The organism is Pseudomonas citronellolis (assembly GCF_029335315.1).
Lineage (GTDB): Bacteria > Pseudomonadota > Gammaproteobacteria > Pseudomonadales > Pseudomonadaceae > Pseudomonas > Pseudomonas citronellolis_A.
In genome coordinates, this window is record NZ_JARJLT010000074.1 from 17,308 (window position 1) to 41,982 (window position 24,675).

The window sequence follows — 24,675 nt, forward strand, 5'->3', positions numbered from 1 at the left end:
GAATGCGCCCTGGGCAGAGGAGGGCGGTTCATGCGTGAGGAACGGATGCGGCGGGCGCCGGGCGGAGCCTGGCGGCGGGTGTGGGACGAGGTCACCTCGCCCTTCGACCGCATCAGCGAGGCGACCTACGGGGTGATCATGACCCTGACCATCGTCTCGGTGCTGTCCGCCGCCGGTGGCGCCAGCCGCGAGGGCATGATCGCCGCGGCGCTGGGCTGCAACCTGGCCTGGGGCCTGGTGGACGCGCTGATGCTGCTGGTGCGCCTGCGCGTCGAGCGACTGCACCGGCACAACCGTTTCGCCGCGTTGCGCCGCGAGGACGCCGAGGCGGGCTTCCGCGCCGGGCTGGAGGAGTTCCTCCCCGGCGCGCTGCTCGACCGCCTGGACGGCAAGGAAATCTGGGGCCTGCGCCAGCAACTGCTGGCCAGCCACCTGGGCCGCGAGCGCCCGCCGGCGGCCGGCATCGAGGACTACCTGGCGGCGCTGCTGGTGGTGGCGCTGGTGTTCTTCAGCACCTTCCCGCTGGTGCTGCCGCTGTGGTGGCTGGCCGACCCGCAGCTGGCCCTGCGCAGCGCCCAGTTCATCGGCGTGCTGATGCTGGCGCTGCTGGGCTGGCTGCTGTCGCGCTGGGCCGGCGACCGCTCGCCGCTCGGCGCCCTGGGGTTCACCGCCCTGGGGGTGGGCATGATCCTCCTGTGCGTCGCCCTGGGCGGCTGAGCCAGCGGCCACCCCGGGTAAGCCGCCCGTCGCCGGCGGCCAAGCCAAGCGGCGCGGAAAGCGGCATTTGGCCGGCAATGGCGCTACGCTGAAACTGTTGGTGCCCGAGGCGTTGGCGAACCGGCTTGAGTCCTCGCCAATTCGACGCGTTTGGCTACCGATTGGGGGACGTTGATGCATTTTGGCGTTTCCTGTGGCACGACAAGGTGCCCGCCGCGCGCATCGGCTGTGAGCCGCGCGCGCGTTGGCCGGGGAAACTAGGTGAAACCCTGAAAGTCTCGACAGGAGGTGCGTACCATGGAAAAGCCCCTCTCGGAGGATATCAGTGTCAATGTGCTGCGCCGGATGAAGGAGGGCGGCTTCGATTTCGCCCGCATCCATCCCATCGACTTCTTCGCCATCTTTCCCGATGAACAGCAAGCCCGCACGGCCGCACGGCAGTTTCGCGGCGAATCGTTGCGTGCCCAGGTCGAGGCCCGTTCCGACGGTGGCTGGAACCTGCAGATCAGCAAGGTGATGTTCGCGACGCACGCGGCCATTGGCGCATTCGAACACGACCTGGAGGAGGTCGTGGCGCCGCTGGGAGGCGTGCTCGATGGTTGGGGCGTGACGCAGGAAGTGAGTAGCCTGCGTCCCTGACCCCACCCCCGCGTTGCGCCGCCGCGCCATGCCGGCCGGCGGCTTCCCACTCCCCTGAAGCCTAGTGATACCGCGCCGCCGGAGGGCGGCGCGGCCTGTACGCGGGCCCGCCGGGGGTTATGGTCGGGCGCCTTTTGCGGCAGACTGCGCCGCGGAGGTGACCATGACCGATATCCTGATTCTGACCCACGCCGATTTCTGCCCGCCGGGCCACCTGGCCACGGTGCTCGACCGCGCCGGCCTGGCCTTCGACGTGCGCCGCGCCGACCACGGCGAGCTGGACGGCTACGACCTGGAACGGCCGCAAGCCGTGGCCATCATGGGCGGGCCGATGAGCGTGAACGACGACCTGCCCTGGCTGCGCAGCGAAGTGGCCGCGCTGCGGCGCTTCATCGAGCGCCGCGTGCCGCTGATCGGCCACTGCCTGGGCGGCCAGCTGCTGGCCAAGGCCCTCGGCGCGCCGATCCACCACCAGGGCTACACCGAGATGGGCTGGCAGCCGATGCGCCGCCTGGAAAGTCAGAGCCCGTGGCTGGCGCACCTGCCCGAGGAATTCCCGATCTACCAGTGGCACGGCGACACCTTCGACCTGCCCGAAGGCGCCGAGCACCTGCTGTCCAGCCCCTGGTGCGCCAACCAGGGCTTCAGCTGGGGCGGTTTCGTCCTCGGCCTGCAGGGCCACCCGGAGATGACCGAGGAACTGGTGGCCGGCTGGATCAACGGCTGGCCCGAGTACCTCGACCCCAGCCAGCCGAGCCAGGAAACCCGCGAGGTGATGCTCGCCGAGCTGCCGCGCAAGGTGGCCGAGCTGAACCGCGTGGCCGAGGGCTTCTACGCCCACTGGCTGAAGCTGGCCGGCTTCGCCGCCTGACGCCCCGCCCCTTGCGCTGCCGCCCCCTGTAGGAGCGGACTCCGTCCGCGATGGCTCGAGCGCCGGCCTTGCCGGCGGGATCGCGGATGAATCCGCTCCTACGGTGGGCTGGGGCCGAAGGCTTTGGATCCCCGCGTTCGCGGGGACGACGTCTGGGAGGGGGCGCCAATCCCAACCCCGTCACCCCCGCGAACGCGGGAGCCCAGCGCCTTCGCTGTCGGCCTCCCCCGACCGGAAGGCCGCGCGCTCAGTGTTTGAACATGATGTGCCGCGCCACCGTGTAGTCCTCCAGCCCGTACATCGACAGGTCCTTGCCGTAGCCGGACTGCTTGAAGCCGCCGTGGGGCATCTCGCTGCACAGCATGAAGTGGGTGTTCACCCAGGTGCAGCCGTACTGCAGGCGCGCCGCCACCCGGCTGGCGCGGCCGACGTCGCGGGTCCAGACCGAGCTGGCCAGGCCGTACTCGGAATCGTTGGCCCAGCGGATCGCCTGTTCGGCGTCGCTGAACGGGGTCACCGAGACCACCGGGCCGAACACTTCGTTGCGCACGATCTCGTCGTCCTGCTGGGCATTGGCCACCACCGTCGGCTGGTAGAAGAAGCCGCTGCCGGCCACCGCCGCGCCGCCGGTGGCGATGCGGATGTGCGGGCTGGCCTTGGCCCGTTCGACGAAGCCGGACACGCGCTCGCGCTGGCTGGCGGTGATCAGCGGGCCGAGCTCGGTGGCCGGGTCGTCCTGCAGGCCGGTCTTCAGGCTCGACACCGCGCCGGCCAGGTCGGCGACGAAGTTGTCGTAGATATTCTTGCCGGCGTAGATGCGGCAGGCCGCGGTACAGTCCTGCCCGGCGTTGTAGAAGCCGAAGGTGCGGATGCCCTCGACCACGTCGGCCAGGTCGGCGTCGTCGAAGACGATCACCGGGGCCTTGCCGCCCAGTTCCATGTGCAGGCGCTTCACGCTGTCGGCGGCGCTGCGGATGATCGCCTTGCCGGTGCCCACCGAGCCGGTCAGCGAGACCATGCGCACCAGCGCGTGGTTGACCAGCGGGCTGCCCACCGTGGGGCCGCGGCCGAACACCAGGTTGACCACCCCGGCGGGGAACAGCTCGGCGATGAACTCGGCCAGGCGCAGGGCGGTCAGCGGGGTCTGCTCGGAGGGCTTGAGCACCACGCAGTTGCCGGCGGCCAGGGCCGGGCCGAGCTTCCAGGCGGCCATCATCAGCGGGTAGTTCCAGGGCGCGATGGAGGCGATCACCCCCACCGGGTCGCGGCGGATCATCGAGGTGAAGCCGGGCAGGTACTCGCCGGCCGCCGAGCCGGGCAGGCAGCGGCTGGCGCCGGCGAAGAAGCGGAACACGTCGGCGATCGCCGGGATTTCGTCGTTCAGCGCGGCGGCGTAGGGCTTGCCGCAGTTCTGCGATTCCAGGCGCGCCAGCTCTTCGGCGTGCTCCTCGATCTTGTCGGCCAGGCGCAGCAGGAGCAGCGCGCGGTCTTTCGGCGCGGTCTGCGACCAGCCGTCGAAGGCGGCGTCGGCGGCGCGCACGGCGGCGTCCACCTGAGCCTCGCTGGCCTCGGCGACCTGCCCGAGCACCGCGCCGGTGGAGGGGTTGAGGATATCCAGCGGCGCGCCTTCGCCGGCGACGAACTGGCCATTGATCAGCAGTTTGCTTTGCATTGCGGGCTCCTCGTGTGGAGTGGCATTCGTCCCGCCCGGGGCGGGGCCCGGTTCACTTGCCGGCGCCGGCCACGTCGCTGGTGCCGCGGGTGAGGTAGTAGGCGCCGAGGATCGGCAGCATGGTCGCCAGCATCACCAGCATGGCCACCACGTTGGTGATGGGCACGTCGCGCGGGCGGCTCAGCTGGTTCAGCAGCCACAGCGGCAGGGTGCGCTCGTGGCCGGCGGTGAAGGTGGTGACGATGATCTCGTCGAAGGACAGCGCGAAGGCCAGCATGCCGCCGGCCAGCAGGGCGGTGGCGATGTTCGGCAGGACCACGTAGCGGAAGGTCTGCCAGCCGTCGGCGCCGAGGTCCATGGAGGCCTCGATGAGGCTGAACGAGGTGCGGCGGAAGCGCGCGATCACGTTGTTGTAGACGATCACCACGCAGAAGGTCGCGTGGCCGATGACGATGGTCAGGAAGCCTGGTTCTATGCCCAGGGTCTTGAACGCCGAGAGCAGGGCGATACCGGTGATGATGCCGGGCAGGGCGATCGGCAGGATCAGCATCAGCGAGACGCTTTCCTTGCCGAAGAAGTCGCGCCGGTACAGCGCCCCGGCGGCCAGGGTGCCGAGGACCATGGCCACCAGGGTGGCGACGCAGGCGATCTTCACCGACAGCCCGATGGCGTCGAGCACGTCGCCGCGCTGCGCCACCTCGGCGAACCAGCGCAGGGTGAAGCCCTGCAGCGGGAAGCTGTAGGCCGACTCCTCGGTGTTGAAGGCGTAGAGCAGGATCACCAGGATCGGGAAGTGCAGGAACACCAGCCCGCCCCAGGCGGCCAGGCGCAACAGCCACGATGGTCGTTCAGAGTGCATCGAAGGCCCCCAGCCGCTTGGCGATGGACAGGTACACGGCGATCAGCACGATGGGCACCAGGGTGAAGGCGGCGGCCAGCGGCATGTTGCCGATCGAACCCTGCTGGACGTAGACCATGGTGCCGATGAACAGCCCGCTGGGGCCGACCAGCTGCGGGATGATGAAGTCGCCCAGGGTCAGGCTGAAGGTGAAGATCGAGCCGGCCACCACACCGGGGAAGGCCAGCGGCAGGACGACCTGGAAGAAGGTCTGCCGCGGGTGCGCGCCGAGGTCGGCGCTGGCTTGCAGCAGCGACGGCGGCAGGCGTTCCAGGGCGGCCTGGATCGGCAGGATCATGAACGGCAGCCAGATGTAGGTGAACACCCAGAAGCGCCCCAGGTGCGAGGTGGACAGGGTGTTGCCGCCCACCCCCGGCACCTCCAGCAGCAGGTTCAGCGGGCCCAGCAGGTGCAGCTTGTCGATCAGCCAGTAGAGGATGCCGCCCTTGGCCAGGATCACCGTCCAGGCGTAGGCCTTGACGATGTAGCTGGCCCACATCGGCAGCATCACCGCGATATAGAAGAAGGCTTTTTCCTTGGGCCCGGCGAAGCGCGCCATGTAGTAGGCGATGGGGAAGGCCAGCACGGCGCTGGCCAGCGACACCGCCACGGCCATGCCCAGGGTGCGCAGCACGATGTCGTAGTTGGCCGGGTTGAACAGGGCCTTGTAGTTGGCCAGGGTCAGGTCCGGGGTCACCGCCATGGTGAAGTCGTCGAAGGTGTAGAAGCTCTGCCAGAGCAGGGCGAACAGCGCGCCGATGTAGATCACCCCGAACCACAGCAGCGGCGGGATGAGCAGCATCAGCAGGTACAGGTTGCTGCGCCGGTAGAGGAAGCTGGAGAGCGCGCGCATCATGGCTGCGGTTCCTCGCGCAGGGGCACCAGCGCGTTGCGCGCCCAGCAGGCGCTGACCGCCTCGCCGGGCTGCGGGCGTGTTTCCTCGCGCTCGCCGTTGGGCAACGCGGCGACCAGCCGGCCGCCGTCGTCCAGGGCGATCTCGTAGCGGCTGGCGGCGCCCAGGTACTGCACGTCGACCAGGGTCCCGGCGACCTGCAGCTCGCCCTCGCGGGCCTGGCCGAAGCGCACGTGCTCGGGGCGCAGCGACCAGGCCCCGGCCTCGCCGAGCAGGCGCCGGGCGGTGTCGCCGCGCAGCACGTTGGCGGTGCCGACGAACTCCGCGACGAACGGCGTGGCCGGCTTCATGTAGAGGTTGCGCGGGGTGTCGACCTGCTCGATGCGGCCCTTGTTGAACACCGCCACGCGGTCGGACATGGACAGCGCCTCGCCCTGGTCGTGGGTGACGAAGATGAAGGTGATGCCGAGCTGGCGCTGGAGTTTCTTCAGTTCCACCTGCATCTGCTCGCGCAGCTTCAGGTCCAGCGCGCCCAGTGGTTCGTCCAGCAGCAGCACGCGCGGGCGATTGACCAGGGCGCGGGCCAGGGCCACGCGCTGGCGCTGGCCGCCGGACAGCTGCGCCGGCTTGCGCCCGCCGTAGCCGCCGAGGGCGACCATGCCCAGCGCTTCTTCGGCGCGGCCCAGGCGCTCGGTCTTGGCCACGCCCTTGACCTTGAGGCCGTAGGCGACGTTGTCCAGCACGTTCATGTGCGGGAACAGCGCGTAGTCCTGGAACACGGTGTTCACGTCGCGCTCGTAGGGCGGCAGGCCGGCGGCCTCGTGGCCGTGGATGCGGATGGAGCCGGAAGAGGGCTGCTCGAACCCGGCGATCAGGCGCAGGCAGGTGGTCTTGCCGGAACCGGAGGGGCCGAGCATGGAGAAGAACTCGCCATCGCGGATCTCGATGGACACCCGGTCGACGGCTTTCACCTCGCCGTAGTGGCGGCTCACCTCGGTGAACTGGACGGCAGTGGTCATGGCGCTACCCGCGTGGCTGGTGTGCTCTATCAGGGTAGTGCATGGGGGCGAGTGGGGCCGGTGTCGTGCTGGTCGGGGCGTTCATCGTTGCGGAGAGGGCTACGGGGTCAATCCGCAGCACGCAGCTACCGGCGAAGTTCTGTTCGCGAGCAAGCTCGCTCCTACAGGTGCAATGGCTTTTCGTAGGAGCGAGCTTGCTCGCGAACGCTTCAGGCCTTACCGCCCGCCCATGATCGCGATGTAGTCCTGCGTCCAGCGGCTGTACGGCACGAACTTGCCACCCTCCGCCTGCGGCGTCTTCCAGAAGGCGATGCGGTCGAACTGGTCGTAGCCGTTGGTGGCGCAGCCCTGGGCGCCGAGCAGTTGGCTGCCGCTGCAGCCGGCGGGGGAGGCCGGCACCGAGCCGAACCAGGCGGCGACGTCGCCCTGCACCTTGGGCTCCAGCGACCAGTTCATCCATTTGTAGGCGCAGTTCGGGTGCTTGGCGTCGACGTGCATCATGGTGGTGTCGGCCCAGCCGGTGACGCCTTCGGCGGGGATGGTCGAGGCGATCGGCTGTTTCTCGCCGACCAGCGCGTTGACCTGGTACGGCCAGGAGCCGGAAGCGGCCACGCCTTCGTTCTTGAAGTCGCTCATCTGCACGGTCGCATCGTGCCAGTAGCGGTGGATCAGCGCGTGCTGCGCGCGCAGCAGCTTGAGCACCGCGGCGTACTGCGCCTCGGTGAGCTGGTAGGGGTCCTGGATGCCCAGGGCCGGCTCGGTGGCCTTCAGGTAGAGCGCGGCGTCGGCGATATAGATGGGGCCGTCGTAGGCCTGCACGCGGCCCTTGTTGCTCTTGCCGTCGGGCAGCTGCTGTTCCTGGAACACCACGCTCCAGCTTTCCGGCGCCTTGGGGAAGACCTTGGTGTTGTACATCAGCACGTTCGGGCCCCATTGGTAGGGCGTGCCGTAGTGCTTGCCGTCGACGGTGTGCCAGGGCGCGTCCTGCAGGCGCGGGTCGACGTTCTTCCAGTTGGGGATCAGGGCCACGTTGACCGGCTGCACGCGCTTGCCGTAGACCAGGCGCAGCGAGGCGTCGCCGGAAGCGGTGACCAGGTCGTAGCCGCCCTTGGCCATCAGGCTGACCATCTCGTCGGAGGTGGCGGCGGTCTTCACGTTGACCTTGCAACCGGTCTCCTTCTCGAAGGGGGTGACCCAATCGTAGGCCTTGTCGCTCTCGCCGCGTTCGACGTAGCCGGGCCAGGCGATGATGTCGAGGGCGCCCTCGCCGGCGCCGAGCTTCTGGATGGCGTCGGCGGCCTGGGCCGAGGCGCCGGCCAGCGCGCAGACACAGGCGAAGGCCAGGGGGGCGGTTCTGAAGGAAGGCATGAGCGGACTCCTGTTATGGGTTCGGAGCCTCTGCGGCCGTACCGCACCGGCAGGCGGGCACCCGGGCGACAGCGTGTGGGTCATGGCAAAAGGACATCTCTGGCAGCGTAGTCGCGCCCCGCGAGGGCTACAAGCGCGCGGCCGGCGTCCGTGCATAAGCATAGGTCGATCCGTCACGGGGCGATGCCGGGCCTTGGCCTAGACTGTCCCCGGTGGGCGGCGCCTGGCGCCAAACGGGGCGGCGACCGCCCGCCACCCGCGCGCGCCGCACCAAACTGGCGCACGGCCGTTTGGCCGGTTTTCCAAGTCATTGAAATCAAAGATTTTGTGCTGCTGGCACGGGGCTTGCGATGGCAACTCCAACGCTGGCGACAAGGAGTTCGGCATGTCCCGCACTTTCTATGACGAGATGTACGACGCGAATGGCCAGTGCCGGGCGCATTACCGCGACTTCGCCCGCTGGCTGGCGGCGGCGCCGCCGGAGCTGCTCGAACAGCGCCGGCGCGAGGCCGACCTGTTGTTCCACCGCGCCGGCATCACCTTCACCCTCTACGGCGACGAGCAGGGCACCGAGCGGCTGATCCCGTTCGACACCATCCCGCGCAGCATCCCGATGAGCGAATGGCGGGTGGTGGAGCGCGGCTGCATCCAGCGCGTGCGCGCGCTGAACATGTTCCTCGCCGACCTCTACCACGAGCAGCGCATCATCAAGGCCGGCGTGGTGCCGGCGGAGCAGGTGCTGACCAACGAGGGCTACCAGATCGCCATGCAGGGCCTGGACCTGCACCGCGACCTCTATGCGCACATCGCCGGGGTCGACCTGGTGCGCGACGGCGACGGCACCTACTACGTGCTGGAGGACAACCTGCGCACCCCCAGCGGCGTGAGCTACATGCTCGAAGACCGCAAGATGATGATGCGCCTGTTCCCCGAGCTGTTCGCCGCGCAGCGCATCGCGCCCATCGACCACTACCCGAACCTGCTGCTGGACACCCTGCGCAGCTCCAGCCCGCTGGACAACCCCAGCGTGGTGGTGCTGACCCCGGGGCGCTTCAACAGCGCCTACTTCGAGCACGCCTTCCTCGCCCGCGAGATGGGCGTGGAGCTGGTGGAGGGCGCCGACCTGTTCGTCCGCGACGAGCGCGTGTACATGCGCACCACCGCCGGCCCGCGTCCGGTGGACGTGATCTACCGGCGCCTGGACGACGCCTTCCTCGATCCGCTGGCCTTCAACCCCGAGTCGATGCTCGGCGTGCCCGGCCTGCTGGCCGCCTACCGCGCCGGCAACGTGGTGCTGGCCAACGCCATCGGCACCGGGGTGGCCGACGACAAGTCGATCTACCCGTACGTCGGCGACATGGTGCGTTTCTACCTTTCCGAGGAACCAATACTGAAGAACGTGCCGACCTGGCAGTGCCGCAAGCCCCAGGACCTGTCCCACGTGCTGGCGCACCTGCCGGAGCTGGTGGTCAAGGAAACCCAGGGCTCCGGCGGCTACGGCATGCTGGTGGGGCCGGCGGCGAGCAGCAAGGAGATCGAGGCCTTCCGCGAGCGCCTGAAGGCGCGCCCGCACGCCTACATCGCGCAGCCGACCCTGAGCCTGTCGACCTGCCCGACCTACGTCGACAGCGGCATCGCCCCGCGTCACATCGACCTGCGCCCGTTCGTGCTGTCCGGCCGCGAGACGCGCCTGGTGCCCGGCGGGCTGACCCGCGTGGCGCTGCGCGAAGGCTCGCTGGTCGTCAATTCGTCACAGGGTGGCGGTACCAAGGACACCTGGGTGGTGGAGGACTGAGATGCTGAGCCGTACCGCAGCCGACCTGTACTGGATGTCCCGTTACCTGGAGCGCGCCGAGAACCTCGCGCGGATGCTCGACGTCAGCTATTCGCTGTCGCTGATGCCGCCGGACGACCGCGGCGGCGGCGCCGACGAACTGTCGATGCCGTTGCTGATCACCGGCACCATGGACGATTACCTGGAGCGCCACGGGCAGATGCAGCCCGAGCGCATGCTGAACTTCTTCGCCCTCGAGGCGGACAACCCGGCGAGCATCTACCGCTGCCTGCAGGCCGCGCGCGGCAACGCCCACGCGGTGCGCGGGCGGATCACCGCGGACATCTGGGAGAACATCAACGCCACCTGGCTGGAGATGCGCAGCATCGCCCAGGAAGGCCTGGGCCGCTACGGTATCAGCCGCTTCTGCGAGTGGGTCAAGGAGCGCTCGCACCTGTTCCGTGGCGCCACCTACGGCACCATCATGCGCGGCGAGGCGTACAGCTTCATCCGCCTGGGCACCTTCATCGAGCGCGCCGACAACACCCTGCGCTTGCTCGACGCGCGCTACGAACTGCTCGGCGACGAGGCCGAGGAGGTCAGCGACGCCTCGGCGCGCGGCTACTACCAGTGGAGCGCCCTGTTGCGCGCCCTGTCGTCCTTCGAAGCCTACAACGAGATCTACCGTGGCTCGCCCGATGCCCGCCACGTATCCGAACTGCTGCTGTTGCGTGCCGAAGTGCCCCGTTCCCTGCAAGCCTGCGTCGAGGAACTGGACAGCATCCTCTCCACCCTGCCCGGCGAGAACGGTCGCCCGGCGCAGCGCCTGGCCGCCGAGCTGGCGGCGCGGCTGCGCTACACGGCGATCGACGAAATCCTCGGTGACGGCCTGCACCCCTGGCTCACCGACTTCATCCTGCTGATCCGTCAGCTGGCCCGGGCGATCCACAGTTCCTATCTGGAGGCCGTATGAAACTCGCCATCAGCCACGACACCACCTACCGCTACGACGACCCGGTGCGCGCGAGCATCCAGTACCTGCGCCTGACCCCGCAGGAAAGCGAGCGCCAGCACGTGCTCAGCTGGGAGCTCTCGCTGCCGCGCCCGGCCCGCGCCCAGCGCGATCCCTACGGCAACGTGCTGCACGTGCTGAACATCGACGAACCCCACGAGGCGGTGGTGATCCACGCCCGCGGCCTGGTGGAGATCGACGAGAGCCGCGAGGCCGAGCACGACGGCCAGTCGCCGCTGCCATTCCTGCGCTACACCCGCCTGACCACCCCGGACGACGCCCTGCGCGCCTTCGCCCTGGCGCAGTGCGGCGAGGCCCGCGACCGCGCCGCGCTGATTGCCCTGATGCACGCGCTGCACGCGCACATGCCGTTCCAGCCCGGCGCCACCGGGGTGGAAAGCACCGCCGCCGAGGCCTTCGCCGGTGCCGCCGGGGTTTGCCAGGACCACACCCACGCCTTCCTCGCCTGCGCGCGCAGCCTGGGGATTCCGGCGCGCTTCGTGTCCGGCTACCTGTACCGCGGCAGCGAACAGGACCTGGCCAGCCACGCCTGGGCCGAGGCCTGGCTGGACGACGCCTGGTACAGCTTCGACGTGACCAACGAACTGGCGCGCCCGGAACGCCACCTGAAACTGGCGGTGGGCCTGGACTACCTCGACGCCTGCCCGGTGCGCGGCATGCGCCGCGGCGCCGGCCTCGGCGAGCAGATGCACGCGCGGGTGGTGGCGCCGCCGCTGCTGCGCAGCCCGCAGCAGTGAGGCGAGCGGGCGAGGCCCTTGCCACGGGACGGCAACGCCCCGTGGTCTAGTATTGCCGGACCCATCGCAGAGGAAGGCTCACCCCATGACCTATTGCGTAGCCATGTGCCTGGCCGAGGGCCTGGTGTTCGCCTCGGACTCGCGGACCAACGCCGGCATCGACCACATCGCCACCTTCCGCAAGCTGTTCACCTTCGGCGTGCCCGGCGAGCGCCTGATCGTGCTGCAGAGCGCCGGCAACCTGGCCACCTCGCAGTCGGTGGTGAACCTGCTAAAGCAGCGCCTGGACGACACCGCGCAAGCCAACCTGCACAGCGTGCCGACCCTCTACGACGCCACCGCGCTGGTGGCGGCGACGGTGCGCGAGGTGGTCGCCCGCGACGCCGCGCCGCTGGCCGGCAACACCGACCTGACCTGCTCGTTCCTGGTCGGCGGGCAGATCGCCGGCGGCCCGCCGGAGCTGTACAGCATCTACCCGCAGGGCAACTTCATCCAGGCCACCGAGGACACGCCCTTCCTGCAGCTGGGCGAGAGCAAGTACGGCAAGCCGATCCTCGACCGCAACCTGGAATTCGCCACCAGCCTGGCCGAAGGCCTGCGCTGCGCCCTGGTGTCGTTCGACTCGACGATTCGCAGCAACCTGTCGGTGGGCATGCCACTGGACCTGCTGGTGTACCACCGCGACAGCCTGATCATCCCGGCCGGCTACCGGGTGGACGAAGAGGACGCCTACTACACCAGCATCCGCAAGCAATGGTCGGCGGGGCTGCACGACCTGCTGACGCAACTGCCGGAGCCGCCGCCGGAGTACAACATCTAGCGGCCGTCCCGGGTTTTGATTTTGTGTAGGAGCGAGCTTGCTCGCGAATGGAGTTTCCCGGTGGCTGCGATGTGTTGGGTTGACATCGCAACCCTCTCCCCAGCCCTCGGCTGCGCGCCCCGCCCTGAAGGGAGAGGGGGCCGTCCTGGCCGTTTTTCAGGCCTGGCACCATCCTTCCACCCCGTCATTCCCGCGAACGCGGGACGCGGCTCCATCGCGAACAGCGCTTGCGCTGGCCCGAAGGGGAATAACCCAGTGCCGTCGGCCCGAGCGCCGTAGCCGGCGGCAACGGCGGATAACGCCATAGGCGTTATGCGCCCTACGGGGGACACCGAAACATCCGCGCGCACCGGAGCGCCCCGTTTAGGAGGCCGAGCGAAACCCGAGCTGAGGAGGCCGGGCGACATGGATGTCGCAAGAGCCCCGCGGGCTACAGGGACGTACCCTCGGGGCGGGCCTCCGGTGCTCGGGAGTTCGTGAGGGAAGCCCGGCTTGCCGGGCCCGGATGCCGGGGCAAGCGTTTTGGTTACTTTTTGCGGGGCCGGCCTTCCGGCGTTTGCAAAAGTGACTCGCCCGAGGGGGCGAAACAAGAAACATCCGAGCACTCATAAGCGGCGCGCTACACCCAACCCCAACCACCAAGTCTCTGGGTCCCCGCGTTCGCGGGGAAGACGGGGCAAAGTGAGGGTGTGCAGGATGAACGTAGGGCGAATAACCGTTCGCGGTTATCCGCCGCTGCTCGCGCAGGCGACCAATCAGCGCTCCCGCAGCGCCTCCCAGCGCGCCTTCAGCACCGGCTTGAGCAGATAGTCCAGCACGCTCTTCTCGCCGGTGATGATGTCCACCGTCGCCACCATCCCGGGGATGATCAGCAGCGGCTTGTTGTCCGGCCCCAGGTGGTTCTTGTCGGTGCGCACCTGGATCAGGTAGAAGGCGTTGCCCTTGTCGTCGGTGATGGTGTCGGCGCTGATCATCTCCAGCTTGGCCTTCAGGCCGCCGTAGATGGTGTAGTCGTAGGCGGTGAACTTCACCGTGGCCGGCTGGCCGGGGTGGAGGAAGGCGACGTCCTGCGGGCGGATTTTCGCTTCCACCAGCAGGTTGTCTTCCAGCGGCACGATTTCCACCATGTCGCTGCCCGGCTGCACCACGCCGCCGATGGTGTTGACCTTGAGTTGCTTGACGATGCCGCGCACCGGCGACACCACGGTGGTGCGGCTGACCTTGTCGTCGATGGCGCGGCTGGTGGCGGTGAGCTTGTTGAGGTCGGTGCGGACTTCGTTGAGCTCCTTCAGCGCGTCGGTGCGGAAGCCCTGGCGCGATTCGTCCATCTTCCGCGAGATTTCCTGCATCGCCGCCTCGGCGCGGGGCACGGCCAGGGTGGTGGCGCTCAGCTCGCCGTTGATCTCCACCACGCTGCGGCGCAGGCGCAGCAGATCCACCGGGGAGATCGCGCCGCTCTTCACCAGCGGCTCGGACATGTTCAGTTCCTGCTGCACCAGGCCCAGGCTGGAACGGTACTGCTGAGCCTTGGCGCGGAACTCCTGGAGTTCCTGGGTCTTCTGCCGCAGCTGTTCCTGGAGGATGCTGACCTCGCTGGCCTGGCGCTGCTGGCGGCTGTGGTAGAGCTGCAGCTGGTCGTCCACCACCTGCGGCGCGGTGCTTTTCAGCGCGTCGGAGAACGCCGGCTCGCGGCCCTCGGCCTCGGCGCTCAGGCGTTCCACGCGGGCTTCCAGGGCGTTGCGGTCGGCCTCGGTCTCGCCCTTGTTCGAGGCGAAGCGGGTGTCGTCCAGGCGCAGCAGGGTCTGGCCCTTTTCCACCACCTGGCCTTCGTGGACGAAGATTTCCGAGACGATGCCGCCCTCCAGGTTCTGGATGGTCTGCACCTTGCTGGAGGGGATGGCCTTGCCTTCGCCCTTGGTGACTTCCTCCAGGTGCGCGAAGTAGGCCCAGACCAGCGCGCTGACCAGCAGCGCGAGCACCGCCCAGAGGGTGATGCGCGCGGCCAGTGGCGAGTCTTCCAGCACCGTGCCCTGCACCTCGGGCATGAACTCGGTGTCGCTGCGCGCGCCCAGGTAGCCGGGCGTCGGTTGCATGCTGCTCATGGCTTCACCCCGCTGCCGGGCCGACGTGGCCCTTGCGCAATGCCTCGATCACCGCTTCTTTCGGCCCGTCGGCGACGATGCGGCCGCCGTCGAGGACGATCAGCCGCTCGACCAGCGCGAGCATCGAGGTGCGGTGGGTGACCAGCAGCAGGGTCTTGTCCCGGCAGCTGTCGTGCAGGCGCCGGCGCAGGGCTTCCTCGCTGCTGTTGTCCATGGCGCTGGTGGGTTCGTCGAGGATCAGGATCGGCGGGTCGAGCAGCAGCGCGCGGGCCATCAGCACGGCCTGGCGCTGGCCGCCGGAAAGCAGCTGGCCGCGCTCGCCGACCGGGCGGTCGAAGCCCAGCGGGTGCTGCCGGGCCAGCTCGCTGACGCCGGTCATCTCGGCCACTTCGAGCATGCGCGCGTCGCTGACGTAGCGCGCGCCCAGGGTCAGGTTGTCGCGCAGGCTGCCGGCCAGCAGCGGCAGGTCGTGGGCGACGTAGCCGATCTGCTGGCGCAGGTCGGCGACGTCGATCTGCCGCAGGTCCAGGCCGTCGAGCAGGATCTGCCCCTGCTCGGGTTCGTAGAAGCCCATCAGCAGTCGCGACAGGGTGCTCTTGCCCGAGCCGCTGCGGCCGATCAGGCCAACCTTCTCGCCGGGCGCCAGGCGCAGGCTGATCTGGCTCAGCGCCGGGGCGCTCTGTTCGGGGTAACGGAACTCCACCTGGCGCACGTCCAGCGCGCCGTGCAGCTGGGTGCGCTCCAGCGGCCGCTGGCGCGCCTGGCGTTCCTGCGGCAGGGCCATGAGCGCATCGGTGCTCTTCATGGTCAGGCGCGCCTGCTGGTGGCGGGTGATGAGCCCGGCGATCTGCCCCAGGGGCGCCAGCACCCGGCTGTTGAGCATGTAGGAGGCGACCAGGGCGCCGACGCTGAGCTGGCCGTCGAGGATCGCGTAGACCCCGCAGATGATCATGGCCATGCCGGCGAACTGCTGGATGAACAGGGTGCCGTTGGTGGCCAGGGTGGAGAGGAAGCGCGCGTGGTTGTCCAGGCGGGTGAGGGCGCCGTGGGTGGCTTCCCAGCGGTACTGGCGCTCGCTCTCGGCGCCGCACGCCTTGAGGGTTTCCAGGCCGCCGAGGGTCTCGATCAGCAGGGCCTGGCGTTCGGCGGCCAGGGTCAGGCTCTTCTGCACGGTGTCGCGCAGGCGCGCCTGGATGATGTAGGCGAACAGGATGGTCACCGGGAAGGCCAGCAGCGGCACCGCCACCAGAGCGCCGCCGAGCAGGCCGATGACCAGGATCATCAGCAGCGAGAAGGGCAGGTCGATCAGGCTGGTCAGGGTCAGCGCGGTGAGGAATTCGCGCAGGCCCTGGAAGTCGTGGATGCTCTGGGCGAAGCCGCCGACCGTGGCCGGGCGGTACTTCATGGCCATGCCGGTGATGCGTTCGAAGAGGGTGGCCGAGAGCACCACGTCGGTCTTCTTCCCGGCCATGTCCAGCAGGTGCGAGCGCAGCACCCGCAGCAGCAGCTCGAAGAGGGTGCCCAGCAGCAGGCCGCTGGCCAGCACCCAGAGGGTCGAGATGGCCTGGTTGGGCACCACGCGGTCGTAGGTCTGCATGACGAACAGCGGCACCAGCATGCTCAGCAGGTTGATCAGCAGGCTGGCCACCAGGGCGTCGGTATACAGCCAGCGCGACAGCTTCAGGGTGTCGCGGAACCACGCCTCGACCCGTGGCACCAGCGGCTGGCGCGCCGCCTCCAGTTCGTGGCGCGGGCGGGCGAACAGGGCCAGGCCGCTGTACTGCGCGGCCAGTTCGTCGGCGCTCACCCACTGCTCACCGCCTTCGGTCTCGCAGGGCAGGATCAGCGCCCGGCCGTCGCTCGCCCACTGCCGCAGCACGGCGCTGCGACCGTCGCGCAACAGCAGCAGCACCGGCAGGTTGAGCGCTGGAATGGCCTTCAGCTCGCGGCGCAGCAGGCGCCCCTGGAGGCCGGCGCGGGCCGCGGCGCGCGGCAGCAGTTCGGCGTTCAGGCGTTGCTGCGGCAACGGCAGGCCGGCCGACAGGCTGGCGCGGCTGACCGAGCAGCCGTGCAGGCGGCAGAGGATCAGCAAGCCGTCGAGCAGGGGGTCGTCATGGCTGAGGCGGGGGTCGCCCGCGGCGGCGTTGCCGCGCTCCTGGATGGTCACGCTACTTCTCCCGGGCTTCTGCGAGCCCCGTGCGGTCCGCTACGCGCTTCGCCCCGGCGAGCCGGGGCGGGGAGCGCGCGCGACCTTTATTTCATGTCGGGCAGGCGTGCTTCGTTCTTCACGTCGGACAGGGCCACCGCTTCGTGGGGCGGTACCACATTCTGCGAGCGCAGCAGGCCACCCATCGCGGCGAGCACGCGATAGCGCGAGTACTCCTCGGTGTAGCGCACCTGGGCGTAGCGGCGGTTGGCGGTGAACAGTTCGTTCTCGCTGTCCAGCAGGTCGAGCAGGGTGCGCTGGCCGAGGGTGAACTGTTGCTGGTAGGCCTCGCGCACCTTGCGGGTGTAGTCGGCGTATTCGCGCGCCGGGCCGGTCTGCTTGGTGGCGTTTTCCATGGCGTCCCAGGCCAGCGAGAGGTTCTCGTTGAGCAGGCGCAGGGCGTTGTCGCGGATGTCCTTGGATTCGTCGATCTGGTGCGAGGTGGCGTTGAGCTTGGCCTTGTCGCGCAGGCCGTTGAACAGGTTGTAGCGCATCACCACCTGGGCCTGCCAATCGTTGTAGTGGCCTTCCTCGCCGTCGACGTTGTTGTTCGCCGCCTTCGACAGTTCGAGGTCGAAGCGCGGGTAGAACGGTGCCTTGGCCGCCTCGTACTGTTTCTCCGCGGCGTTGACGTCGGCCTGGGCGGACTTGAGCAGCGGGTTGTTGTTCAGCACCTCGGCGCGGGCCTGGGTCAGGTCGGTCGGCACCTGGGCCTTGATGGTGCTGGGGGTTTCCAGCTCGTCTGGCTGCTTGCCCACGGCGCTGAAGAAGTTGGCCTCGGCGTCGCGCAGGTCGACTTCCTCGGTGTACAGGTTGTTCTGCGCCAGGGCCAGGCGCGCGGTGGCCTGGTCGTTGTCGGCGGTGCTGCCGACGCCCTGCTGGCTGCGCAGGTGGATCTGGTCGCCGATGCGTTGGTGGGCCTGCAGGTTGTTGCGCGCCAGGGCCACCATCTCGCGGTGCTCCAGCACGTTCAGGTAGACCTCGACGGTGCGCAGCGCGGCGTTCTCCGAGGTGCCCAGGACGCGGAACGCCTTGGAATTGACGTTGGCTTCGTTGCGCGCCACCTCGTTGGGGGTGCCGAAGCCGTCGAAGAGCATCTGTTGCAGGCGCACTTCGGCGTCGCCGCGGTCCAGTGTCTGGGTGCCGTGGTCGCCATTCTGGCGGGTGGTGGGGCTGTCGACGCCTTCGCGGCCGTAGCCCAGCAGCAGATCGACAGTGGGCAGGTAGCCGCCACGCGCGATCTTCAGTTCCTGGTCCGCGGTCAGCCGGCTGTTCATGCTCTGGCTGATCTCCGGGTGGTATTGCAGGGTGTTCTGAATGGCTTGCGTCAAGCTCATGGCTTGCCCATGGCCGCAAGTGGCCGCCAGAAATACACCGCTCCATAGTGCCGCGTTACGACTGCGCATGGCGTTCTCCTGCTTTCGCTACTTCGATGCTCTTTCTTGTTCGCCAAAAAAATGGCTTTTTTCTGATGGCATGCGTTTCATGCCTGTAACATCAGAGCTAAGAACAACTTTTGGAAAAGCTCAGAAGAATTTCTCACAAGCCTTATTCGGAAAAAGTCTTATGACCGAATGTGAAAAGCAGCACATTGTAGGAGCTGCAGGCCCTGTGGTTCCTGGGTATGGGTGGGAATGAGGCTTGCGCATACAGCCATGTACGTTTGCGAGCGGCTAGGGTGGGAGCTTCATTGGAGGGTGGGTCAAAAAAATGGCGGAAAAATGCCGCTGGCTTTTTGATGCTAATGCGCCTGCACCTCCGATCTCCTTCCCCGTGACACTGCGAAGCCGATGGCGACATGGCGGATTCGGCAGTCTCAGGTAGCGCCGGAGGCGCTGCCGGGCAGTGAGCGGAGGAAGGGGTCATGGCTAGTCAGGTAGGTGTCGTCAGCAAGGTGGTCGGCGAAGTCTTCGCCGTGGCAGCCGATGGGTCGCGTCGCATCCTGCACCAGGGCGACAAGCTGTTCGTCGGCGAACAGCTGGTCACCGGGCATGAGGGCGCCGTGGCGGTGGCCATCGCCGGTGGCGGCGAGCTCACCCTTGGGCGCGACAGCTCCATGCCGTTGAGCCCGCAGCTGGTCGCCGCGGCCCATCACCAGTATTCCGACAGCGCGCCGGCGCAACAGCCGGTGGCGCCGAGCCAGAAGGACGTCACCGACGTCAAGGCGCTGCAGGCGGCCATCGCCGCCGGCGCCGACCCGACCCAGACCGCCGAGGCCACCGCGGCCGGACCGTCGTTCTCCGCCGGCGGCAACGCCAAGGCCGGCGGCGGGCACTCCTTCGTACTGCTGACCGAGACCGGCGGCCGGGTCGACCCGGACATCGGCTTTCCCACCGGGCCCCAGGGCAGCGGCCCGCTGTTCCCGCCGCCGTTCGATGGCATCGCGCGGCCCGAGCAGGCCCAGGCCACCCCGCCGACCACACCGACGGACGGCACCCCGAGCGCCGGCAGCGCCTCCGCCGTGGTGGACGAGGACGGCCTGCCCGGCGGCATCCAGGGCAACGACAACCTGCCCGGTGTCGGCGCCACCGCCACCGGCACCCTCGGCTACGACTTCGGCAGCGACGGCCCCGGCACCTTCGCCTGGAGCACCGGCGGCCTGCCGGCGCTGACCTCCGGCGGCGTGCCGCTGACCTACAGCGTGAGCCCCGACGGCCACGTGCTGACCGCCTCGGCGAATGGCCAGCCGGTGTTCACCCTGACCCTCACCGACATCGCCACCGGCGCCTTCGAGCTGGTCCTGCAGCAACCGCTGGACCATCCCGTGCATGGCGTGGAAGACACCCTGACGCTGTCCGTGCCCTACACCGTGACCGACGGCAATGGCACCCCCGCCAGCGGCAGCCTGAGCATCGGCATCAACGACGACAGCCCCACCGCCAGCCTCGGCCTGGGCGGCGAGGCGCCGGACCTGCTGACCCACGACGCCGCCACCGTAGGCGGCACGGACAGCGCCTCGGCCGACTTCTCCACGGCCTTCAAGGCCAGCCTGGACTATGGCGCCGACGGCGCCGGCAACGTCACCTGGCAGTACAGCCTGGGCGTGACCAGCCAGGGCGAGGCCTCGGGCCTGAGCAGCGGCGGCCAGAGCATCCACCTGTACCTGATCGGCGGCGTGGTGGTCGGCTCCACCGCCGCCAGCGCCGGCGCGGTCAGCAGCGCCAACACCGTGTTCTCCCTGGCGGTGGACGCCAGCGGCAAGGTCACCCTGACCCAGTTCGCCGCCATCGACCACCAGCAGCCGGGCGTCAGCAGCGCTTTCGACAGCCAGCACGCGGTGCTGGACAGCGGCCTGGTGCAACTGCAGGGCAACGTCACCATCACCGACCGCGATGGCGACCCGGCCACCGCCAGCCAGAACCTCGACCTCGGCGGCAAGGTCAGCTTCGCCGACGACGGCCCGAGCATCGCCATCGGCCTGGGTGGCGAGCAGGCCGGCGCGCTGGTGACCCAGGACGCCGACACCCTCGGCGGCAACGTCGACACCGCGACCGCCAGCTTCGCCGGCGCCTTCGTCATCACTGCGCAGAACGCCGGCGCCGACACCCCGGCCACGGTGCAGTGGAGCTACGCGCTGAAACTGGCCAGCGCCGGCGTCGATTCCGGCCTGACCAGCGCCGGGCAGCACATCTACCTGTACCAGGGCGCCGATGGCCAGATCGTCGGCAGCACCTCCAGCAGCGCTGCCGGGGTCACCGCCGGCAACACCGTCTTCGGCCTCAGCGTCGACGCCAGCGGCAACGTCACTCTGAGCCAGTACGCCGAGCTCGACCACGTGCAGCCGGCCCACGACCAGCAGGTGTCCCTCGACAGCGGCCTGGTGAGCCTGGAAGCCACCGCCACCATCACCGACCATGATGGCGACAGCGCCAAGGCCAGCGCCTCCCTCGACCTGGGCGGCAAGGTGTCGTTCGACGACGCCGGCCCGAGCATCGCGATCGGCCTCAGCGGCCAGCAGCCGGCCGTACTGGAAACCCAGGACCACCAGACCATAGGCGCGGCCTCCGACACCTCGACCAGCGACTTCTCCGGCGCCTTCGTCATCACCTCGCAGAGCGCCGGCCCCGACGCGCCGGCCACGGTGCAGTGGAGCTACGCGCTGAAACTGGCCAACGCCGGCGTCGACTCCGGCCTGAGCAGCGCCGGGCAGCACATCTACCTGTACCAGAACGCCGACGGCCAGATCGTCGGCAGCACCTCCAGCAGCGCCGCCGGGGTCACCGCCGGCAACACCATCTTCGGCCTCGGCGTCGACACCGCCGGCAAGGTCACCCTGACCCAGTACGCCGAGATCGACCACGCGCTGCCGGGCTCCACCAGCGACTTCGCCGCACAGAAGGCCTACCTGGCCGACGGCCTGGTGCAGCTGGAGGCCACCGCCACCATCACCGACTACGACGGTGACAAGGCCAGCTCCAGCGCCAGCGTCGACCTGGGCCACAAGGTGGTGTTCGACGACGACGGCCCGTGCATCGAGATCGGCCTGAGCGGCAACAAGCCGGTGCTGCTGCACACCCAGGACGCCGACACCATTGGCGCGCATTTCGACACCGCCACCTCCAGCTTCGCCGGCGCCTTCGCCGTCACTTCGCAGAGCGCCGGCGCCGACACCCCGGCCACGGTGCAGTGGAGCTACGGCCTGCACCTGAACGTGAACGAAGGCAGCGCCTCCGGCCTGAGCAGCGCCGGTCACGGCATCTACCTGTACCAGGACGCCCAGGGCCAGATCATCGGCAGCACCTCGGCCACCGAAGGCGGGGTGAACGCCGGCAACACCATCTTCAGCCTGAAGGTCGACGGCGGCGGCAACGTCACCCTGATCCAGTACGCCGAGATCGACCACGCGCTGCCGGGCGCCAGCGGCAACTACGCCGCGCAGCAGGCGTTCCTCGGCACTGGCCTGGTGAGCCTGGACGCCACCGCGACCATCACCGACTACGACGGTGACAAGGCCAGCTCCACGGCCTCCCTCGACCTGGGCAACAAGGTCGCCTTCGACGACGACGGCCCGTGCATCAGCGTCTGCCTGAGCGGCAACAACCCGGCCGTGCTGCACACCCAGGACGCCGACACCATCGGCGCCAACTTCGACACCGCCAGCACCAGCTTCGCCGCGGCCTTCGCCGTCGCCTCGCAGAGCGCCGGGGCCGACACGCCGGCCACGGTGAAGTGGAGCTACGGCCTGCACCTGGACGTGAACGAAGGCAGCGCCTCGGGCCTGAGCAGCAGCGGGCAGAAAATCTACCTGTACGAGCAGAACGGCCAGATCGTCGGCAGCACCTCCGCCAGCGAGGGCGGGGTGAGCGCCGGCAACACCATCTTCGGCCTGAGCGTGGACGCCGCCGGCAAGGTCACCCTGACCCAGTACGCGCAGATCGACCACGCGCTGCCGGGCTCCAGCGGTAACTATGCGGCGCAGCAGGCCACCCTCGGCAGCGGCCTGGTGAGCCTGCAGGGCACCGCGACCATCACCGACTTCGACGGCGACAAGGCCAGCGACACCAAGGCCCTCGACCTGGGCGGCAAGATCGCCTTCGACGACGACGGCCCGAGCATCTGCTGGGTCGGCGGCGACGGCGCCCTGACCGTGGACGAGTCGTGCCTGGCCAGCAACACCATCTACTACGTCAGCACCCTGTTCAACAGCAACTACGGCGCCGACGGCCCCGGCAGCATCAGCTACCAGATCACCACGGTGAACGGCACCGACAGCGGCTTCAAGGACACCGCCAGCGGCAAGGAAATCTACCTGTTCAACACCGCCAACGGCGTCGAAGGCCGGGTCGGCGACAGCAACGGGCAGGTGGCCTTCAGCTTCACCCTGAGCAATGGTCTGCTCACCCTCGACCAGCAGCGCGCCATGGTCCACCCGAACGCCGGCGACCCCAACGACGCGCTGACCCTCGGCAACGACAAGATCACCCTGACCGCGACCATCACCGACTATGACGGCGACAAGGCCAGCGTCAGCGTGGATGCGGGTGGCCGCCTGGTGTTCCTCGACGACGGCCCGTGCATCACCGTCAACGGCAGCTTCGGCGGCCTGACCGTGGACGAGACGCACCTCGACAGCAACGCCAGCACCAACGTCGCCAACCTGTTCCAGGTCAACTACGGCGCCGACGGCGCGGCCAAGAGCAACGCGCTGAGCTACCAGCTGACCCTCGGCAGCGACAACGACAGCGGCCTGAAGGACACCGCCAGCGGCAAGGAAATCTTCCTCTACAAGGAAGGCAACAGCGTGGTCGGCCGGGTCGGCGACGGCAACGGCGCGATCGCCTTCAGCGTCACCCTGGACGGCAGCGGCAACGTCACCCTCGACCAGCAGCGCGCGCTGCTGCACTCCAACGCCAGCGACCCCAACGACGCCCTGAGCCTGGCGATCGGCAAGATCGGCCTGAGCGTCACCGCGACCGACGGCGACGGCGACAAGGCCACCACCAGCATCGACCTGGGCAGCAAGCTGACCTTCCTCGACGACGGCCCCACCGCGGTGGACGACAACCCCGGCTGCCTGAATGTGCAGGCGCCGCCGGCGATCAACCTGACCCTGGTGGTGGACGTGTCCGGCAGCATGCAGGGCACCAAGCTGGCCCAGGCCCAGGCCGCGCTGGTCAACATGATCCACGAGTACGCGAGCATGGGGCTGCTGATCCATGTCGCGCTGATCAGCTTCCAGAGCAGCGCCAGCGCCGCCACCAACTACGTGTTCGACAGCGCCAGCGACGCCGGCTACAGCAACCTGGTGAACGCCATCAACGGCCTGCACGCCGGCGGCGACACCAACTACCAGTCGGCCCTGGCCCAGGCGCAAAGCTCGATCAATAGCGTGATCAACGCGCCGGGCGCCGACCCCTCGGCGCTCAACCGGGTGTACTTCATCTCCGACGGCCAACCCACCGTCGGCAACACCGCTACCGCGCTGAGCGACTGGCAGACCTACCTCGCCGCGCACAACGGCACCAGCAACAACGTCGAAGCCTTCGCCGTCGGCGTCGGCACCTCGATCACCGACGCCGACCTGGTGGCCATCGACAGCAACCACGCGCCGGTCATCGTCACCAACCCCAGCGATCTCAGCGCCACCCTGGTCAACCTGGCGACCCTGGAGTCGGTCAGCGGCAACGTGCTGGCCAACGACCTGCCGGTGAGCGCCGACGGCACCGTGCGCATCACCCAGGTGAGCATCGGCGGCGAGACCTTCGCGGTGGACGCCAACGGCCACCTCACCGACACCAACCCCAGCGCCTCCCACGCCACCGCCACCTACGACAGCACCAGCGGCCTGCTGACCGTGCAGACCGACAGCGGCACCCTGACGCTGTACATGAAGGACGCCGGCGGCCACCACATGGGCGACTACACCTACGCGGTGAAAGCCGGGGTGGCCTTCCCGGCCAGCGGGCAGATCAGCGAGACCTTCAACTACACCATCGTCGATGGTGACGGCGACAGCGCCTCGGCCAACCTCAACATCTGCCTGAAGTACGGCCAGTCGGTGCTGGTGGTGGGCAGCAACGCCAGCGACACCGACGGCTCCACCCCCACGCACATCGTGCCCAGCCCGATCGGCACGGACCACGGCACCATCACCGGCAGCTTCGGCAACGACGTGCTGCTCGGCGACGCCGGCGGGGTGACCACCACCACCGTGCCCGGGAAGAACTACAACATCGCGCTGATCATCGACACCTCCGGCAGCATGGACGACGGCTCCGGGACCAAGGGCCTGACCCGCATGGACCTGGCCAAGGCGGCGCTGATCAACCTGTTGAACCAGATTTCCGGCCATGACGGCACCATCAACCTGGCGCTGGTGTCCTTCTCCAGCAACGCCACCCTGGCCGAGGTGCACGGGCTCAACAGCGCCAACGTCGGCACCCTGATCAGCGCCATCCAGCACCTGGACGCCAACGGCGGGACCAACTACGAGGCGGCCCTGCAGTCGGCCGCCGCCTGGTTCAAC

17 protein-coding genes are annotated in these 24,675 nt (G+C 68.8%); 9 read left to right on the forward strand and 8 right to left on the reverse strand.

Annotation, left to right across the window (positions count from 1 at the left end; genetic code table 11):
- Nucleotides 1-30: 30 nt before the first annotated feature.
- The 3 genes from P3W75_RS06385 (at nt 31) to P3W75_RS06395 (ending at nt 2,227) form a co-directional block, all read left to right on the forward strand.
- Entirely contained in the window at nt 31-717 is a 687-nt protein-coding gene (locus tag P3W75_RS06385; RefSeq protein ID WP_276226521.1) for a hypothetical protein, read from the forward strand.
- 297 nt (nt 718-1,014) lie between these two features.
- Entirely contained in the window at nt 1,015-1,356 is a 342-nt protein-coding gene (locus tag P3W75_RS06390) for a ribonuclease E inhibitor RraB (protein ID WP_276226522.1), read from the forward strand.
- A gap of 163 nt (nt 1,357-1,519) precedes the next feature.
- Nucleotides 1,520-2,227, forward strand: coding sequence for a type 1 glutamine amidotransferase (locus P3W75_RS06395; RefSeq protein ID WP_276226523.1), 708 nt, complete (start codon nt 1,520-1,522; stop codon nt 2,225-2,227).
- Nucleotides 2,228-2,474: 247 nt separating this feature from the next.
- Here P3W75_RS06395 and P3W75_RS06400 read toward each other — a convergent pair whose 3' ends face one another.
- From P3W75_RS06400 to ydcS, 5 genes are all read right to left on the reverse strand, one after another.
- Nucleotides 2,475-3,899, reverse strand: coding sequence for a gamma-aminobutyraldehyde dehydrogenase (locus tag P3W75_RS06400; RefSeq protein ID WP_276226524.1), 1,425 nt, complete (start codon nt 3,897-3,899; stop codon nt 2,475-2,477).
- 52 nt (nt 3,900-3,951) lie between these two features.
- Nucleotides 3,952-4,758, reverse strand: coding sequence for an ABC transporter permease (locus tag P3W75_RS06405; protein WP_276226525.1), 807 nt, complete (start codon nt 4,756-4,758; stop codon nt 3,952-3,954).
- Nucleotides 4,748-5,653 carry an ABC transporter permease gene (locus P3W75_RS06410; protein ID WP_276226526.1) on the reverse strand — a complete coding sequence of 302 codons (906 nt, stop codon included), beginning with the start codon at nt 5,651-5,653 and terminating at the stop codon, nt 4,748-4,750. Before P3W75_RS06410 ends, P3W75_RS06405 begins: the two co-directional genes overlap by 11 nt.
- The gene (locus tag P3W75_RS06415; RefSeq protein WP_276226527.1) at nt 5,650-6,669 is read right to left on the reverse strand and encodes an ABC transporter ATP-binding protein; all 1,020 of its coding nucleotides are present in this window, start codon (nt 6,667-6,669) and stop codon (nt 5,650-5,652) included. The genes P3W75_RS06410 and P3W75_RS06415 overlap by 4 nt, the downstream gene beginning before the upstream one ends.
- A gap of 216 nt (nt 6,670-6,885) precedes the next feature.
- On the reverse strand, nt 6,886-8,037 hold the full coding sequence (gene ydcS / locus P3W75_RS06420; RefSeq protein ID WP_276226528.1) for a putative ABC transporter substrate-binding protein YdcS: 1,152 nt from the start codon (nt 8,035-8,037) through the stop codon (nt 6,886-6,888).
- Between the two features lie 385 nt (nt 8,038-8,422).
- Between ydcS and P3W75_RS06425 the strand changes: the two genes are divergently transcribed.
- The 4 genes from P3W75_RS06425 to P3W75_RS06440 all read left to right on the forward strand — a co-directional run bounded on the left by P3W75_RS06425 (nt 8,423) and on the right by P3W75_RS06440 (nt 12,401).
- Nucleotides 8,423-9,832: a circularly permuted type 2 ATP-grasp protein gene (locus tag P3W75_RS06425; protein WP_276226529.1), complete on the forward strand. Its 1,410-nt coding sequence runs from the start codon at nt 8,423-8,425 to the stop codon at nt 9,830-9,832.
- 1 nt (nt 9,833) lies between these two features.
- Nucleotides 9,834-10,784 carry an alpha-E domain-containing protein gene (locus P3W75_RS06430; RefSeq protein WP_276226530.1) on the forward strand — a complete coding sequence of 317 codons (951 nt, stop codon included), beginning with the start codon at nt 9,834-9,836 and terminating at the stop codon, nt 10,782-10,784.
- Nucleotides 10,781-11,581: a transglutaminase family protein gene (locus P3W75_RS06435; protein ID WP_276226531.1), complete on the forward strand. Its 801-nt coding sequence runs from the start codon at nt 10,781-10,783 to the stop codon at nt 11,579-11,581. Before P3W75_RS06430 ends, P3W75_RS06435 begins: the two co-directional genes overlap by 4 nt.
- Nucleotides 11,582-11,666: 85 nt before the next feature.
- Nucleotides 11,667-12,401, forward strand: a complete 735-nt coding sequence (locus P3W75_RS06440; RefSeq protein WP_276226532.1) for a proteasome-type protease — start codon at nt 11,667-11,669, stop codon at nt 12,399-12,401.
- Between the two features lie 755 nt (nt 12,402-13,156).
- Here P3W75_RS06440 and P3W75_RS06445 read toward each other — a convergent pair.
- From P3W75_RS06445 to P3W75_RS06455, 3 genes are all read right to left on the reverse strand, one after another.
- Entirely contained in the window at nt 13,157-14,503 is a 1,347-nt protein-coding gene (locus tag P3W75_RS06445; protein ID WP_276226533.1) for an HlyD family type I secretion periplasmic adaptor subunit, read from the reverse strand.
- A 4-nt stretch (nt 14,504-14,507) separates the two neighbouring features.
- Nucleotides 14,508-16,670 (reverse strand): type I secretion system permease/ATPase, encoded by a 2,163-nt coding sequence (locus P3W75_RS06450; RefSeq protein WP_276226534.1) that lies wholly within the window; start codon nt 16,668-16,670, stop codon nt 14,508-14,510.
- 86 nt (nt 16,671-16,756) lie between these two features.
- A complete protein-coding gene (locus P3W75_RS06455; RefSeq protein ID WP_430765344.1) occupies nt 16,757-18,046 on the reverse strand; it encodes a TolC family outer membrane protein in 1,290 nt (429 codons plus the stop codon).
- Here P3W75_RS06455 and P3W75_RS06460 point away from each other — a divergent pair.
- Nucleotides 18,027-18,347, forward strand: a complete 321-nt coding sequence (locus P3W75_RS06460) for a hypothetical protein (RefSeq protein WP_276226537.1) — start codon at nt 18,027-18,029, stop codon at nt 18,345-18,347. The genes P3W75_RS06455 and P3W75_RS06460 overlap by 20 nt on opposite strands.
- Before the next feature lie 226 nt (nt 18,348-18,573).
- A partial coding sequence (locus P3W75_RS06465) for a retention module-containing protein (RefSeq protein ID WP_276226536.1) occupies nt 18,574-24,675 on the forward strand: 6,102 nt, incomplete at its 3' end.